The organism is Rhizobium sp. WSM409 (assembly GCF_057653825.1).
Genome location: NZ_JBYGKP010000004.1, coordinates 24,884 through 38,796, shown reverse-complemented (window position 1 = coordinate 38,796; position 13,913 = coordinate 24,884). Strand labels below are relative to the sequence as shown.

Sequence of the window (13,913 nt, the reverse complement as noted above, 5' to 3'; positions counted from 1 at the left end):
CTGTTCTCGATATGACCTTCGCCCCGCAATGAATACATCCGCCGCGCCATAGCCAACGGCAGAAAGAAGCCCCGCCAGAGGCGGGGCGAGTTGGGGAATCGCAATCAGAAGAAGTGGGCGGCACAGAAACCGGACCGATCAAGGCAACGTGCTATGATCGAAGCTCTGCTCGTCCAGCCTTCTTACGCCCAGCGAAGCTTCTTGTTCCCAGCAATCTTCGAGTTATCGGAAAGGTCGCGCGGTCACCTCCAAGGCAGGCTCTCTTATGTCGGCGTCAACGAATACATGACGAGCATTGTCGAGGTTGTTGGAACCTCCGCTATTCGGTTTCGGAGTATAGAGATCCGGTGCCTAAGAATGCTGATGGCATTGCAGAAGCGTACGTTCCGCCAAAGATCCACAGTTTCGTAGCTCAGACGCTTTGTTTTGCGGTCAGTTCGGGTCGCCGCCCCGGGGCGAACGGCAGCTTATTCCGACAATCCAGCGTTCCGCAGGGCGCCACCGCGAGCCGATGCAGCGCCGGAGCACAGTTTACCGGCAAACTGACGGCAGTACCGAAATGACCTCCTGCCCTGGTCTCCGCTCGGTAGCGGCTTCCTCACTGGAAAATATGCGCGCGGAACGGAGCCAAGCTCAGACACCCGTCTTGGAAACGGCAACGCCATGTTCAAGCGGATCGGGGACAAGATGTTCACCACGGATCGAAACTGGGCGACGATGGACGCCGTTAGGGAAATTGCCAGCGAAATTGGCGCGACGCCCAGTCAGGTAGCGCTGAGCTGTTTACAAACCGCCCCTCCGTCACATCGAGCATTATCCGTGCGCGCACGATGGAGCAGCTCAAGGATAATCTCGTCGCCGGCGACCTCATATTGGATGAAGCAGCGACAAAGAAGCTTGATGCGGTAAGCGCGCCGACACCTGCAGAATATCCCTATGGACCATTTGGCGTTCTTCAACGCCACCGCTACGTCGATTCCAGCAAGGAGGCCATCATGGAATTGAACGAGTGATTGAAAGAACGTGGTCCCTTTGCCGGCCGCTCGCAGCGACCGCCAAGTGCTCATCTGAAAACAAGCGGCCTCGACCGGTAAACCTTCTCTGGGAGCTGGAAGACCTTTACTTCGGTGTTTCAATCCCAAGGCAGAGGCACGCAATGGTCCGGCCGGGCGATCACTCGAGGAAGAACCGCAATACTGCTTCCTCGAAGTTCCAAAAACTCATTGTCATTTCGGCCATCAGGCGCGAGCCGGTGCGCACGACACCCAGCACGGACATCACTTGAACTGGGCCATCGTGGTTTCGAACGAGCGCTTCGCCTGTTCGGCGAGCGGAAGTTTGCGATAGGTCTCGCTGATGATCTCGACACCCCAGGGGCCTTCGTAGCCGGCGTTCTGGACTGCCTTGATGAATTTTTTCGGCTTGAGCACGCCTTCGCCCGGCAGGCGGCGATGATAGATGGTGTCTTCCCACATGAGGCCCTTCACATCGGCGTCGGCGTCGTCCAGCTCGATCGAGCCGATGAAGCGGGACGGGATATTCTCTATGTCCTTGTACGGAATGCCGCCGCGGGCCATGTGCCAGATGTCGATGAGCAAGCCGCCGTTAGGCTGATCGGCACCTTCCACGATCGCACGCGCCACTTCCAGCGTCCGGACGTTGGAGAAAGGCATGATCTCCATGACGACCCTGACGCCGTACTCGGCGGCGTCACGGCAGACTCCGGCGAACGCCTCGCGCATACGGTCGACGTCAGGCGTCATTTCCGCCTCGGTCGGTGCATACAGATCGCTTCCGAGGCCGGGAGCTATCTTGAGATTGCGGACGCCGAGACCCTGGGCCACCTCGAGCATCTCCGTCCGCATGACGTCCGACTTCGCCCGGCGCTCGCCGTCCAAATACCATCCGGAGAGAAATTCGTACTCGAGGTATTTGATGTCGTTGTCATCGAGGATACGCTTCATTTCCTTCAGGCCCATCTGAGCGGCCGTGGCTTGGACATCGGCGTGGATAAGGCCCATGCCCTTGTAGCCAACCTTGGCGGCCGCCTCGACGCGATCCTTGAAGGGGATCGGGCTGATGCTTTCATCCGGTAATTCATGTTTAAATATCCGCGATAAATGCGGATTTTCCAACATGATTTCTCTCCATAGCTTGCAAATCCAGCCGTTGCGCGGTGATCATACGCTTTGGCGGCATGCCCTGTTTCTTCAGAAGTCGCGTCAGCAGGCGCTTGCCGCCCTTGTCGGTGCACTCACAGTCATGGGTGCGCTGCTACCTCAATTTCCTTACCGCTCAATCAATGTGACAGTACCCTCTCATCAACCCGCCCGACGGCAGGAGAGGATCATGAAGCGCTTCAAGTCAGCGCGACACCTTCAGCGTTTCGTTTCCGTACACGACCCGATCGCCAACCTCTTTAACGTTCCCCGCCACAATATTCCATCCAACCACCATCGAGAATTGCGAGCAACTGCCATCCAAGCATGGCGCCAAGTCGCGCGCCTTCGCGCCGACGAACCAAAGCCTCACTCCCAGATCTTGTTTTCACAGCGTTAAGTTTACGCTGCCGCATCATCAGGACGGCTCGGAGGAAGAGCTGGCTGATCTTGAAGCTGAAAATCGCCATCTGAAGCGGCTCATGCTCGTGAAGTTCCGTTAGGAGAACGATAGGCTCAATTCCATGCTTCGCCGTTTTGGCGGCGCATAAGCGCCAAATCCAGAGGTCATATTATGAGACGTCTTCACGGACGCGCGACGCGTTTTTGCTTAAAAGACACGCGGCGATGCGACCTGCGGCAGCTCTGGAAGTCTGCGGCATACCCGCGGCGAAAGCGTGATCCAAAAAGCCTGATCTTGTTTTGAATCGGAGATATTAGTTACGGTAGCAGACCCGAGTTCGAAGTTCCGATACTGAACGGACGACACCGGCGGCCATTCTGGTGATCTGCCCAAAGTGGGATACCCGGTTTTCATTTTGGCCGCGATCGAATTGACTTCGCAATGATCCCAGCTCTTTTCGACCAACAGACGAGGTCTTCACGGAAGGGGTGCAACGGATGCAAATCTGTGTTCGGCGTAGGCGGATTTTCGCTTACGGTTCGCCGGAGATGTCGGCCACGTTTTCTTTTGCCGAATCGGATATTAGCAAAGGTTATGAAGAGCAAACAACGACGCCTTGCCGCGCAAAAAGCCTTTGATCGTCTCCGTCGCGCGGGATTGCCGACGGAGGAGGATCCGCGTTTCCTCGTATGGATCGAACAATGGATTGCCGGCGAAATTGAAATGCAAGAGGTTCGGGAACGGTATCTTGCGTTCCTGCGAGAACAAGCTTCCGAACTCAAGCGGCGTGCGCTTGCCAGGGGCGCCAAGTTACCTTCCGATCCCGGACCGCAGCCGATCGACGAAATTGACAATTTCTTAAGCGACTTCACCAAAGGTTAGCCAGTTCGTTATACTCCCTGAACGTACTTTGCTCTGCGCAGCTGCTTGATTGTGGCCCGATGTCCTCGGACGTGAAGTGCGCCGGCTTAGACTTCGGGGACAGAATCGTCCCGCCGGGAAGGCGCAGCAACGATATCGCAGCTTCTCGACGGCACGGACGGTCTCACCTGAAGGCACGATTACCGTTTCGCGCCTGATGGCGCGGGCGCAGGCGTGTGCTGTTCCGACCCATTTAAAGAGTCAAGCAACCGGAGGGATGGGAATATTATCCTGAACATTAGAAATCGGCAGAATACCGAAGGGAATGAGCCCAATAGCAGCCTGTGGATTTTTTTCCGAGCGTTTGCGAGCGCTAATCCCTTTGTGTGGATTGCGGGGACAAGTCGACATCGTCACAGTGTCATTAAGATTTTTCTGCTGAACTCCCGGCATGACGAAGCCTCCGAGATCAAAACCCCTTCTTCGTGACACCGAGGCCCCGATCCGTTCGCGGCCGCGCGGCAAGCGAAATCCAGCCCAACCACAGCTGCTGTTCGATCCGATGCCCGAGCGTGTCGAGCCTGCGCTGGCGCAATTGAAGTCCCGTCCCCCGAAAGGAAACGAGTGGAGCTGGGAGCTGAAATGGGATGGCTATCGCCTTGCCGTTCACATCGAGCCGCAAGGGATCCGGATCCTCACCCGCGGCGGCCATGACTGGACGCACCGGTTTCCGGCAATCGCAGAGGCCGCCCGAGCGCTCGGGCCCGCGACGATGATCATCGATGGCGAAGCCGTCGTGCTCGACGAAGAGGGTCGTCCGGATTTTGGGCTGCTGCAGCAATCGCTGGGCGCATCCGGCAAACAAGCTGGCAACCGCGCTTCCGACGCCATCCTGTATGCTTTCGATCTTATCTACCTTGATGGCCACGATCTGCGCGATGTCGAATACCGTTCGCGCCGACACCTTCTCGAGGACACGCTGAATGGCCCGAAGAATGATCAAGCCGGCGCCATTCGGCTATCGGAAACACTCGACGGCGAACCAAATGTCCTTTTGGAGCATGTCTGCCGCCTCGGCCTGGAAGGCATCGTCGGCAAGCACCTCGATCGGCCCTATCGTTCGGGCCGCACCGGGGATTTGGTGAAAGTCAAATGCATCCAGAGCGAGGCCTTCTTCATCGTCGGTTATGAGAGGTCGGCAGCGTCCCCTGCCAGCTTCGGCTCGTTGGTGCTCGCCGCCTACCGCGATGCTGATCTCGTCCACGTCGGAAGCGTCGGCACCGGCTTCAGGCAAGCCGAGATCATCAGGTTGCGGAAGATGCTGGACACGCTGCGATGGAAGCAAAAGCAACCGCCCCTGCCCTATTCCGGAAGCGCCGATATTGTCTGGGTCGAACCGACACTGATCGCCGAGATCGAGTTTCGCGCCTGGACCACCGACGGGAAACTGCGCCATCCGTCGTACAAGGGCTTGCGAGAACGCCAGGACAATGCCGATATCTTCCGGCTCGACTAGCGAAACCGGCGTGATCCGCTAGATTGTCCGCCATCGAGCTCAAGCGGAGTAGATGGCCTGCTATGTGCAACCTGTATCGCATGGAAGACAAGGACTGGGTCGCGAAGTGGGCGCAGGACGCTGAAAGCCTGATCAACCTGATGCCGGCCTACCAGATGAACCCCGATCAGATGGGGCCGATCGTCCGCAACACCGCCGACGGCAAAAAGCAACTGGTCCATGCGCGCTGGGGACTGCCGTCGCCGCGCTTTGCGCTCGAGAAGACGGCCAAAGCCAAGGCCGAGAAACTTGCTGCGAAGGGCAAGCCATCCGATCTCGAAGAGCTGATCCGCATGGAGGCTGACCGCGGCACGACCAACGTGCGCAAGCTCAGTTTTCCGCACTGGACGCGATGGTTCGGGGTCGAAAACAGATGTCTCGTCCCGGTCACCAGTTTCGCGGAACCGGATCCGGCCAGCCAGCAGCAAGGCGGCAACGTGCCGAACGCCTGGTTCGCCCGTGACGCAACCAAACCGCTGATGTTCTTTGCCGGTCTCCATGTGCGGCAATGGCAGAGTGTCCGAAAGGTCAGGGACGGCCTGACCACCGACGATCTCTATGGGTTTCTGACTACGGATCCCAACGACCTGGTGAAACCGATCCACGAGAAGGCGATGCCTGTCCTGTTGCTCACGAAGGAAGAGACCGACACCTGGATGCGGGCGCCCTGGGATGAAGCCAAGGAGCTGGCCCGTCCACTACCGAATGACGCGCTGATCATTTCCTCGCGCGAACCGTACGGATCGACGATCGTGTCGAAGTCCGGAGAGCCGGTGGAACAGGGCAGTCTGCTTTGACGCCTGAATTCAGAGCTTGAATATATCGGAGAAACGAAAAAGCCTGCCGCGGGAGGAGGTGCGGCAGGCTTTTCGAAAGAATTGAACAACGGCTGGGAGGAGGAGTGCCGCTGTTCCGTCAGGCGCCCCTTGGGAGGAGGAGTGGGTTGCCTGAAACACGAAGCGCTGCGGGAGGAGGGGCATTGCTTCGTTAACCTGAAGATATCAGAGGCTGCCCCGACCGCCAGCGCTCAGATCGCAGTGCAGCCATGCACTTGCTGCAATGCAATATTGATCCTGTGCTCATTTTTCCGCCATTATGGTGGAGGCGCCGCTTTCGCTTTACTGGGCACGAAACCGAGAACGAATTCGATCACCTTAGCGGAGGACATTTCGCACGGCTTCAGTGTCGACCCAGCTCCAGCCAATCGATAGAGGTTGAAGCTGACGATATCGGTTCGGCTAAGCTCCTCGCCATAGAGCCAGGTCCGCTTGCCATCCTCCGACCGCTTGACGGTCACGCCCCATGGTCGATTACCGAAATATCCGTCGACATAGCCGTCCGGCAGTTTCGCAAGCGCGGATTCGAATGACGCAGGAACAGAAGGAGGTGCTTCTCGACTGGAAGTCACGGCGCCAGGCATTCGTCGCAGATCCCGCAGCCATCGTCATCCATGCTCAAGGCCGGACGTAATCTTCGACAGCACGGACATGTCGTTGCATCCGACGCACACGTGTCATCGCGGTCCGGCGGAAGAATTTCGATACAGACGTTCGACAGGACATCGGCCGCGCTTCGATCCATGCGATGCTCCAGTGTTGGGATACACTAGAGATAGTGAACCTCGAAGGCTCCACAAGCCGGCAGAGATTGCTGTCGGAGATTGGCCAGTGCGGAACCTGTGCCGACCGTCTCAAATTAATTGCCAAGAGCGGCTCTAACCGGCGCATTCTCAGACTAGCTGCCAACACGGCCACCGTGCTCGACCTAACATCATGGCCAATCGGCGCCTAAACACGGGCGATCAGCTTGACAGAAGATTAGCGGCTCGGAGATACCTGCAGGGTCTTTTCTAATAGTGGAAATGACGTTGCGGCAAGTTCTGAGGACATTGTGGACGCGGGGAGCAAGTGCCGAACACATGTCGTTCTCAAGGGACATAAGGAAGCAAGACTGTGATCTACGAGCTCAGAATTTACGACTGCCTGCCCGGCCGATTGCCCGCGCTACTCAACCGCTTTGCCGAACATACGCTGGCAATATGGGACAAGCACGGCATCAAGCAGGCAGGTTTCTTCACCACAATCGTGGGCGAAAGCAGCCAGCGTCTCACCTATCTCATCGCCTGGGAATCGCTAGCTGATCGCGAGGTGAAATGGAATGCTTTCACCACTGATCCTGCATGGCTCAAGGCCCGCGACGAGTCAGAGCGCGACGGGCAAATCCTCTCCAATATCTCTAATCAGCTGTTATCGCCGACCGCCTTTTCGGCAATAAAATAAGACTTTACCGATCCCCGCTTGCCGCCAGTCGGAATTTCCACCCGATCGGGTCATCCGCCGAAGCGATGACGAACGGCAGGCTTAGGAAACCGCCAACACTGCCAGTGCAATGCGCACCCCTGGGGGAATCCTTCCAAGGAGTGCGCGTGTCGTGCTCAAGGGAGAACGGAGATGACCGTCTTTCCCGCGCGCCGCTCCGTGGAATTGAAGGTAGCGACCGCATCGTCCAGACTTGAAACCTTGCCGATGTTCGTCAGCAGTCTTCCGTCCCGAACCCGCTGAACGATCGCAGATAGCTGGGCACGATCTGCCTCGACGACGAAGTCAATCGTGAGGCCATCCACAGGTCGAATATCCGTCGGTCCGACGGCTGTCACAAGCGTTCCTCCCGCCCGGATCAGCGCTGCGGACCGTTTCTGAACATCGCCGCCGATAACGTCGAATACCAGATCGACGCCGCCGACGTCTTCCAGAGTGTCGTTTCCAAGATCGACGAATTCATTTGCACCGAAGTCGAGGGCCTTCTGGCGGTCAGCGGCGCGTCCGGTGCCGATGACATAGGCGCCGGCTTCCCGCGCAAGCTGCGTCACGATCGAGCCGACGGCGCCGGCGGCGCCGTGTGCAAGGACGCTCTGCCCCGCCTGAAGGCGGCCATGCTGAAACAGACCCTGCCATGCGGTCAGGCCAGATATCGGCAGGCTTGCGCCCACCGTGAAGTCGACGCTGCCGGGCAGCGGCGCGAGATTGCGGGCCTCCACAGCGACGTACTCAGCGAGTGTGCCGTCGCGATACCAGTCAGTCAGGCCGAACACCCGCTGACCGATCGACAGCCCCGTGGTGCCATAGCCCAGCGCGGTGATCACACCGGCCAGCTCATGGCCGAGGATCGATGGCGTCCGGTCACGAAAGGTTCGATCGGTCCAGGTCGAAGGCCAATCCAGTTCGGTGTTGACGAAGCCCGCAGCATGGACCTCAACGACGACGTCGTTGATCGCTGCCTGTGGCTTGGGTCGCTCCACCAGCGTCATTCCGGCTGTTCCCGCAGCCTGGTCGTTCACTACGATCGCTTTCATGAGAATTGTCTCCTTAGATACTTGTAGGTTTGGGGTAGATTGCAGGCGTGGAAGGTCTTTGCGATCTCCAGCCCGGCTTATTTCGGCTTCAACTGCGCGGCAGTGGCGGACGCTTCATCGTCAGGAGCTCCGTCACATCATGCAGATCATCTGCCGATGAGATGGCAACCGTCAGCCATTTTCCGTCGATGTAGGTTTTCGCTTCATCGTAAAGCTTGACCAGTTCCGGGCGCCAGACATAACGCCGCTCCTCGAACTTCTCTCGCTCTGCTCCGCCCATCACCACGACAGCCGAAAACTGCCGGTATTCCGGCACCAGGGTGCAGAACGCCCTGGTCTTCTTGTATCGCAGGGACCAACCGCGGTTCTTGCCACCGTAGAGCCAGTCCGGCGCAAAAACGCCTGGGTAGAATCCGTCGATCCAGTTCCGCAACTCGGCCCAATGCGCGAATGCCTTTGCTCCGATCCAATCGCGGACGGCGCTGTCATCAGGCGGTGCTGATTTGCCGGTGATCCTGTCACCGATTTGGGAGGGGGTACTGTCTGGTAAGATCATCTCAAGCCTCATGTTCAATGGTCCGGCCGAGGCCGGAGGTTTCGGATCCGAGCGCCAAAAGCTTCTGGCGCGCCCTCAGAATGCTCCTGGCGACGCTCTCGAAAGCAGAGTGGCATCGCGACACGGTCGATCGGTGCTCGACAGCAATTCAGGGCGACCGGGAGCGGCTCGAATCTCTTTCGTGACAGTCAGGTCGAGAGCAGCGAGCGCCTTGTCCCTCGCTAACGGCGCCTGGCTCCGATCCAGGAAGGCCGTGCCCTGAAGCGGGAGAAATTGTTGTGTCCTCAGCCCGATGGAGCTGAGTGCCAGCGACAGATAGGGCGTCAGAAAATCCGGCTGGTTAGCTCGCTCACCGGTGAAGAAGCCACCGGAAGCCACGCCGATATAGACCGGTCGGTCCCGGAGCATTCCCACCTTCCCTGATGGGGTCGACTTCATTGTGCGGCCGACACGCAGGATCTGATCGATCCACGCCTTGAGGACCGAGGGTATCGTCAAATTGTGCATCGGCGTTCCGATGACAATCACGTCGGCCGCTTCGACTTCCCGAATAAGCGCTTCGGAAAGATCGAGAGAACCCATCGGCGGGGCGGCCAACGTTGCCGGCGACGCCAACGCAACGGCGTAGAGGGCTTCGGTTTGCGGCAGGGGTTCAGCCCCCAGGTCACGTCGAATGATGCTCGCGCCGGGCGCAACCTCAAGAAGCTTTTCGATGATCGCCGCCGAAAGCTGACGGCTGTGCGATCCCTGCCTCGGGCTGCTATCGATATGGAGAATATTCATGTCAATGATCCCAAAGCTTCAAAAGGTTGCGCAGTCGAAGGCTCAGATCGAGCCAGCTGGAGTGACGAGAGGGAAGTCCTTCTCGGGATCGAAGACGTTGTTGAAGAAGTTCGTCAGCGAATACATCGCCACCAGTGCGATGATCTCGATGATGTTGGCGTCGGTGTAGCCGACATCCCGGACCTCTTTCAGGTGGGCGTCGCTGACGTTGCCGCGGGTTTCGATGACGTTTCGCGCAAACTGCACAGCCGCGTCCCGCTTCGGGTCTTTGGCATGGCCCCTTCGGGCGAGAATGATGTCATCGGCCGGCAGTTTGGCCATATGTTCGGCGGTGAAGCTGTGAACCGTCAGGCAATAGTTGCAACCGTTCACTTCGGAAACCGCGAGGCCGATGCTGTCGCGTGTCCTCACGTCGAGCGTTTTGCTCAGGGAGCCGAGCAGGGTGGCCCAGGCGTTGAACGCAATGGGGCTCTGCGCGAAAGCCGCCATCATGTTCGGCGTGAACCCGATGTTCCTGGTGAACGTGTCGAGCGTCTGTTTCGACTCAGCCGGCACCTGTTCCGGCGTCAGAACAACGGTTCTGGACATTGTAATCTCCTATTGTTTGATTGGATTGGTAATCAGGCGAAGGACAGGACGTCGGCCACCGGCATGCGCGGCTTCTGCGGCCAGTTGCCGGCCCGCTCCGGCCCTATCGTCAGCAGCATCACCGGGATTTCGTCTTCGGCCAGGCCGAACTCGAGATGCACCGCCTCGGCGTCGAAGCCGATCATCGGTGTCGAACCCAGGCCGAGCGAACGGGCGGCATAGATGATTGCGGCGCTGCCGAAGGTAGCGGAGCGCACCGCCTCGTCGCGCTGGCGCTGCGGCTGGTCGTCATACAGGCCGCGGGCGGGGATTTCCCATTCCGGCACCAGATGGGCCGGCATGATGCCGGCTTCCACGACCGGCGCCAGGCGGGCAGGGACCGTGCTGGCATCGGCCAACTGGCCGACGATGATGAAAGTAACGGCGGCGTCGAGGATCGCGGGCTGCTTCCAGGCGATCGGATGGAGCCGTGCCTTGGCGTCAGGCGTACGGACGGCGATAAACCGCCAGTTCTGCAGGTGGAACGATGTCGGTGCGGCCGTGCCGATCCGCACCAGATCGCGGATCTGATCGTCGCTTAGTGTGGCGGCGGTGTCGTAGTACTTGGCGGCACTACGGCTCAGGATAGTTTCGATGACGGCGTTCGACGGCGCCAGTTCGTTGGCTGCGTTGCTGATGTAGTTCATTGGGTGGCTCCTCATCAAGTGATTACGGAGCCCAATTTACGGCCATCAGTGAGAATATCGAGACTGGATTACCTCAATATAATGCGCGAAAGGATCAATCCTCGGAACGCGTCCGCCCGGCATGCGCTTGTCGGCGGCATTCCCCGGGGGTCATTCCCATTCTCTCAGTAAATACACGACGGAATGCCGAGACAGATTGATAACCGACCGTTTCGGCCACAGCCTCGGTGCTGATTGCTGGCTTCTTTAGCTCGTTGGCGGCCAAACTCATGCGGAGATCGGTCAACAGGTCGAGCGCGGAGCAACCCAACCTGTCCTGAAAGTGCCGCATGAATGTGGCGCGTGACATGCCACACAAGTCCGCCAGATCGGGCAGTTTCCATGGCTGGGCCGGCTCGGCGAGCATGGCGGCAATTGCCGGAGCCAATCGCGGGTGGCCGGCCAGGGCTAACAAGCCTTCGGGAGCTTTGTCGGATTCGCTCGCCGCTCGCAGCACCAGCGTGAACAGGGCCGAAGAAAGGGCGTTGAGAACTGCGCGCCCTCCTGCGCGGTCGCCGGCAGACTCCATCCGCATCAGTCCCACCAGGCTGGCCAGTTGATCGGCAGCCGATCCGATACCGTCTTTTCCGACGTCGTCTCCCGTTCGCGCCACAAGGTTCGTAGGCAGGTAATTGCGGATCAGCCGATCGTGGGGCGTTGCAATGAAAAATCGGCCACACAGCAAATCGAGTTGCTCGCCCTGACTGTCGTTCTCGCTCAACATCCATCCGGCAGAGCCTTTGCGCTGCTGGGTGGGGATTGGCGTTTGTCCGCTACCGTCGTGAAGCACGTGCGCCGCACCGTGAGGAAGCAGCACGATATCCCCGCTCACCAGTTCCCTTGCTGTTCGCGTCTCCGGATCCTCGAAGATGGCCCGGCCCTTGACGATGACGTGGTAGGGAATTTCGTTCGCCGCCGCCCGGCTCCACGTCAGACGCCACGGCGCACCATAGGCACAGCGCACCTCGAGCTGACCGGTTACCGTGACGATTTGCAGGAGATGGCTTAACCAATCGACTTCAGACATTGGACCTCAAGAACCGGAAACGAAACATCTTACCGCAATTGTGCGCTCGTTCCACTTACCGGCATGGCTTGGTCAGCCGATCACAGCTTTCAGGCAAGGCGAGAGTGATGTCACGGCTCAATGAGGATCAGAGCCTTCGTTCGGCATTGTTTCAGCCGCCATTGCGAAAACCAGCGATGCACGCCTTGATAGGATTCGAACCGTAACTTCGTGTCTTAATCGCGCGCCATGTCGATGAGGACGTGCACGCCACTCCTCATCATGGATCAGGCGGGCTGGCACATGTCCAACAATCTCGTCGTGCCTGAAAACATTACCGTCCTACCACTGCCGCCGAAATCGCCGGAGCTGAACCCGGTCAAAAACCTCTGGCACTGCATACGCGAAAACTGGCTCTCAAACCGTGTCTTCAGGTCCTACGACGACATCGTCGGTCACTGCTGCGAGCCTGGCGAAAGCTTGAAAGCCAGCCTTGGCGCATCATGTCCATCGGACGCAGAGAATGGACCAATGGGTTTTTATCAGTGAGAGGCCCTATTAGATGATTTTGATACACGCGGACCGTTGGTGCGGCGTGAAATGTTACTGGACCCTTCGTTCGGTCCGGCGCCCCCGAGAATCACGCGGCATCCCCGATCGCCTCAACGCCTTGACTGGTCCGGCTAGCGTTCGCCCCAAGGGCTGTCCAACGGAAATGCCAAGAATCCGGAAACCCGGGCGGCTTCTACTGCCTCGCGCAGCGTAAGGTGCAAAGCCAGTCAGATTAATTAAGAGCATCTGAGCTTTCAGCATAGCGCCGGCCGGAACGGGCGGGAAGCGGGAATTCTCGCCGCGATTTCACCGGAGGCTGGGTAGCCGCAGGAGCCTTAGCAAAGCGCCGCCATGCGGAAGGCGGGACCGACTACCCCCGGCGAAAGCGCTCCATAGATCTTCTGCCTTACGCGACGTCGCTCTTAGCCATCCGCCCCAGTTCCGCCGGAAGCAATCTATCCACCGAAAGATCTCTTCAAATCGCCCATGCTCCAGCGGCTCCGCGAGTTCATACATCACTTACATTGCATCGGAAGTTGGGGCCCTTATGATCCTGACCTCTACGCTAAATTTGCTATGGCGTGTGAATATACACCACCCTCAAGGAGGCCCGATGACCGATTTCTCCAGCAAAAGCGACGCGGCAATCGACCAGTGGGTAGTGAATTTTGAAAAGCGTGGAGAGACAGTGGCGACGCTATATTTTGAACTCCTCGAGGAGCGAGCGCGACGCGCCCAGAAAAAGCAGAGCCTCGATCTTGAAAAATCTCTCGCTACGCTGAAGCAGGCGGCAATCGATGGGATCTGCATCACCTACGGAGATTTAGCGAAGACGAGCGGCGTGGACTGGAGCAAGGCCCGTCATCAAATGAATGGCAAACATGGTCACCTGGATCGGCTGCTGGAAATCTGCCATGCGCGCCGACTGCCGCTGTTAACGGCAATCTGCGTCAACAAGGGGGGCCTGAAGGATGGGGAGCTGGAGGAAAACGCTTTGGCGGGATTTGCCGACGGCGCGCGACGGATCGGACGAACTGTTACGGATGAACAGGCGTTTCATCATGCTTGCCGGGAAGAGTGCTGGGTCTGGGGAAGAGCGCAATGAATGTTATAGCCGTTCCTGCGCGGGTTAGAAATCATTCCTGTTGCGATCGTTTGCGGCGGGGATCATCCGCACAGTTCGCGAAATTTTCACGGCGCTGATCTGGAATACAAATACACGCCGGTCTTACTTGCACCTGCCGACTGGCTGGCCTTCGGCCGATTGATAGTTTTAACGGGCTTGCCGGTGCGCGGAGCCGCGCTTTGAGACAAGGATTAAACTCCGGCGCTCTTTCCCAAAATCGGGCCAGCTTTTGCACATCCATCGGCTG

Annotated in this window: 16 protein-coding genes and 2 pseudogenes; 9 read left to right on the top strand and 9 right to left on the bottom strand. The window is 58.6% G+C overall.

All coding sequences use genetic code 11. The features are described from left to right. The first annotated feature begins 567 nt into the window (after positions 1–567). Both AC25BC_RS30975 and AC25BC_RS30970 read left to right on the top strand, forming a co-directional pair. Positions 568–909 (top strand): aldo/keto reductase, encoded by a 342-nt coding sequence (locus AC25BC_RS30975; RefSeq protein WP_128439555.1) that lies wholly within the window; start codon positions 568–570, stop codon positions 907–909. Then, positions 831–1,013, top strand: coding sequence for a hypothetical protein (locus AC25BC_RS30970; RefSeq protein WP_128439478.1), 183 nt, complete (start codon positions 831–833; stop codon positions 1,011–1,013). Before AC25BC_RS30975 ends, AC25BC_RS30970 begins: the two co-directional genes overlap by 79 nt. A 264-nt stretch (positions 1,014–1,277) precedes the next feature. On the opposite strand, the gene AC25BC_RS30965 is transcribed toward AC25BC_RS30970, so the two are convergent. Beyond that, the gene (locus AC25BC_RS30965) at positions 1,278–2,138 is read right to left on the bottom strand and encodes a sugar phosphate isomerase/epimerase family protein (RefSeq protein ID WP_128439477.1); all 861 of its coding nucleotides are present in this window, start codon (positions 2,136–2,138) and stop codon (positions 1,278–1,280) included. Positions 2,139–2,316: 178 nt separating this feature from the next. On the opposite strand from AC25BC_RS30965, the pseudogene AC25BC_RS30960 reads away from it, so the two are divergent. Both AC25BC_RS30960 and AC25BC_RS30955 read left to right on the top strand, forming a co-directional pair. Continuing rightward, positions 2,317–2,559: pseudogene (locus tag AC25BC_RS30960) on the top strand (hypothetical protein); the annotation flags it as partial. Positions 2,560–3,156: 597 nt separating this feature from the next. Beyond that, the gene (locus AC25BC_RS30955; RefSeq protein WP_128439476.1) at positions 3,157–3,444 is read left to right on the top strand and encodes a hypothetical protein; all 288 of its coding nucleotides are present in this window, start codon (positions 3,157–3,159) and stop codon (positions 3,442–3,444) included. A 240-nt stretch (positions 3,445–3,684) separates the two neighbouring features. On the opposite strand, the gene AC25BC_RS30950 is transcribed toward AC25BC_RS30955, so the two are convergent. Further along, positions 3,685–3,876 (bottom strand): hypothetical protein, encoded by a 192-nt coding sequence (locus AC25BC_RS30950; RefSeq protein WP_128439475.1) that lies wholly within the window; start codon positions 3,874–3,876, stop codon positions 3,685–3,687. Here AC25BC_RS30950 and ligD point away from each other — a divergent pair. Next, positions 3,875–4,939, top strand: coding sequence for a non-homologous end-joining DNA ligase (ligD, locus tag AC25BC_RS30945; protein ID WP_128439474.1), 1,065 nt, complete (start codon positions 3,875–3,877; stop codon positions 4,937–4,939). The genes AC25BC_RS30950 and ligD overlap by 2 nt on opposite strands. Before the next feature lie 62 nt (positions 4,940–5,001). Then, complete coding sequence (locus AC25BC_RS30940; RefSeq protein ID WP_128439554.1) at positions 5,002–5,775, top strand: SOS response-associated peptidase family protein; 774 nt, start codon at positions 5,002–5,004, stop codon at positions 5,773–5,775. A gap of 296 nt (positions 5,776–6,071) precedes the next feature. On the opposite strand, the gene AC25BC_RS30935 is transcribed toward AC25BC_RS30940, so the two are convergent. Next, a complete protein-coding gene (locus tag AC25BC_RS30935) occupies positions 6,072–6,398 on the bottom strand; it encodes a hypothetical protein (protein WP_128439473.1) in 327 nt (108 codons plus the stop codon). 532 nt (positions 6,399–6,930) lie between these two features. Here AC25BC_RS30935 and AC25BC_RS30930 point away from each other — a divergent pair. Continuing rightward, positions 6,931–7,257 carry an NIPSNAP family protein gene (locus AC25BC_RS30930; protein ID WP_128439472.1) on the top strand — a complete coding sequence of 109 codons (327 nt, stop codon included), beginning with the start codon at positions 6,931–6,933 and terminating at the stop codon, positions 7,255–7,257. A 155-nt stretch (positions 7,258–7,412) separates the two neighbouring features. Here the strand turns inward: AC25BC_RS30930 and AC25BC_RS30925 are convergent, their stop codons facing one another. The 6 genes from AC25BC_RS30925 to AC25BC_RS30900 all read right to left on the bottom strand — a co-directional run bounded on the left by AC25BC_RS30925 (position 7,413) and on the right by AC25BC_RS30900 (position 12,009). Continuing rightward, the gene (locus AC25BC_RS30925) at positions 7,413–8,330 is read right to left on the bottom strand and encodes an NADP-dependent oxidoreductase (RefSeq protein ID WP_128439471.1); all 918 of its coding nucleotides are present in this window, start codon (positions 8,328–8,330) and stop codon (positions 7,413–7,415) included. An 88-nt stretch (positions 8,331–8,418) separates the two neighbouring features. Next, positions 8,419–8,886: a DUF3788 domain-containing protein gene (locus tag AC25BC_RS30920; protein WP_128439470.1), complete on the bottom strand. Its 468-nt coding sequence runs from the start codon at positions 8,884–8,886 to the stop codon at positions 8,419–8,421. 75 nt (positions 8,887–8,961) lie between these two features. Then, positions 8,962–9,669, bottom strand: coding sequence for an FMN-dependent NADH-azoreductase (locus tag AC25BC_RS30915; protein ID WP_128439469.1), 708 nt, complete (start codon positions 9,667–9,669; stop codon positions 8,962–8,964). Positions 9,670–9,711: 42 nt separating this feature from the next. Further along, the gene (locus AC25BC_RS30910) at positions 9,712–10,257 is read right to left on the bottom strand and encodes a carboxymuconolactone decarboxylase family protein (protein ID WP_128439468.1); all 546 of its coding nucleotides are present in this window, start codon (positions 10,255–10,257) and stop codon (positions 9,712–9,714) included. 32 nt (positions 10,258–10,289) lie between these two features. Then, a complete protein-coding gene (locus AC25BC_RS30905; RefSeq protein WP_128439467.1) occupies positions 10,290–10,943 on the bottom strand; it encodes a nitroreductase family protein in 654 nt (217 codons plus the stop codon). A gap of 94 nt (positions 10,944–11,037) precedes the next feature. Beyond that, positions 11,038–12,009 (bottom strand): AraC family transcriptional regulator, encoded by a 972-nt coding sequence (locus AC25BC_RS30900; protein ID WP_128439466.1) that lies wholly within the window; start codon positions 12,007–12,009, stop codon positions 11,038–11,040. Positions 12,010–12,261: 252 nt separating this feature from the next. Here AC25BC_RS30900 and AC25BC_RS30895 point away from each other — a divergent pair. Beyond that, positions 12,262–12,554: pseudogene (locus AC25BC_RS30895) on the top strand (transposase); the annotation flags it as partial. Between the two features lie 599 nt (positions 12,555–13,153). After that, positions 13,154–13,645 carry a hypothetical protein gene (locus tag AC25BC_RS30890; RefSeq protein ID WP_128439464.1) on the top strand — a complete coding sequence of 164 codons (492 nt, stop codon included), beginning with the start codon at positions 13,154–13,156 and terminating at the stop codon, positions 13,643–13,645. The last annotated feature ends 268 nt before the right edge of the window (positions 13,646–13,913 follow it).